Raw genomic sequence first — 1,220 nt, forward strand, 5'->3', positions numbered from 1 at the left:
GGGTCGGCCGTCCGCCGCCGCGCCGGGGCTGCGCCTCCGCATCGTCGGCCGCGACCTGCGTCATGAACTTCCTCCTTGTCAGCCCGAACCGCCGACCGTATTACAACGATACCGTATCGTTTTATTGTTGGCCAGCCGCGATGCAACCACGATCCACCGACGATCCTGCGCCCGTCCCCGTCGTTCCTGCGCCCGCGCGCAAGCGCCGTCCCGCGCGGCTGATCCTTCCGTTGCTCGTCCTGGCCGCGCTCGGCGGGGGCGGCAGCTACGGCTGGCACTGGTGGACCGTCGGCCGGTTCCTGGAGACGACCGAGGACGCCTACCTGCAGGCCGACAAGGTGACGGTCGCCCCCCGCATCGCCGGCCACGTCGCCGCGGTGCTGGTCGGCGACAACCAGGCCGTGCAGGTCGGCGACGCGATCGCGCGGCTCGACGACCGCGAGTATCGGATCGCGTTGAAGCAGGCCCAGGCCGAGGTCGAGAAGAACCGCGCCCAGCTGCTCGGGACCGCCGCCGCCATCCTCCAGCAGCAAGCGCAGGTGCAGTGCGCGAAGGCCGAGGTCGAGAACACCGATGCGGCCCTCGATTTCGCCACCAAGGAATACGCCCGCTACCAGAACCTGCTGCAGACCGGCTCGGGCACCGCCCAGCGCCAGCAGCAGGCCGATGCCGACCTGAGGCAGAAGCGGGCGGCGCACGACAAGTCCGTCGCCTCGCTGGACGCCGCCCGCAAGCAGGTCGAGAGCCTGACGGCGCTGGAGGCGAGCGCCCGCGCGAGCCTGGACGGGGCGCGGGCCAAGGTCGAGCAGGCGCAGCTCAACCTCAGCTACACGACCATCGCCGCGCCCGCCGCCGGCACGGTCGGCGACCGGGCCCTGCGCGTCGGGCAGTTCGTCTCGGCCGGCACCGGGCTGCTCACGATCGTGCCGACCGGCCGCGACATCTACCTCGTGGCGAACTTCAAGGAGACGCAGACCGGGGAGATGGTCGAGGGACAGCACGTTACCTTCACCGTCGATGCGCTGGGCGACCGCGCGTTCGAGGGCCGGATCGAGAGCTTCTCGCCCGGCACCGGGGCGCAGTTCGCCCTGCTGCCGCCCGAGAACGCCACCGGCAACTTCACCAAGGTCGTCCAGCGCGTGCCGGTGCGGGTCGCGATCGACGCGTCCGACCCGCGGCTCGCGCGCCTGCGCGCCGGCCTGTCGGTCGAGGCCACGGTG

Annotated in this window: 1 protein-coding gene; it reads left to right on the forward strand. The window is 71.8% G+C overall.

The features are described 5' to 3' along the window. Positions 1-230 precede the first annotated feature (230 nt). Positions 231-1,220 (forward strand): HlyD family secretion protein (locus tag FV223_RS28025; RefSeq protein WP_246689846.1); only part of this gene is annotated, 990 nt, incomplete at its 3' end.

It is taken from the genome of Methylobacterium sp. WL116 (genome assembly GCF_008039455.1).
Taxonomy (GTDB): domain Bacteria; phylum Pseudomonadota; class Alphaproteobacteria; order Rhizobiales; family Beijerinckiaceae; genus Methylobacterium.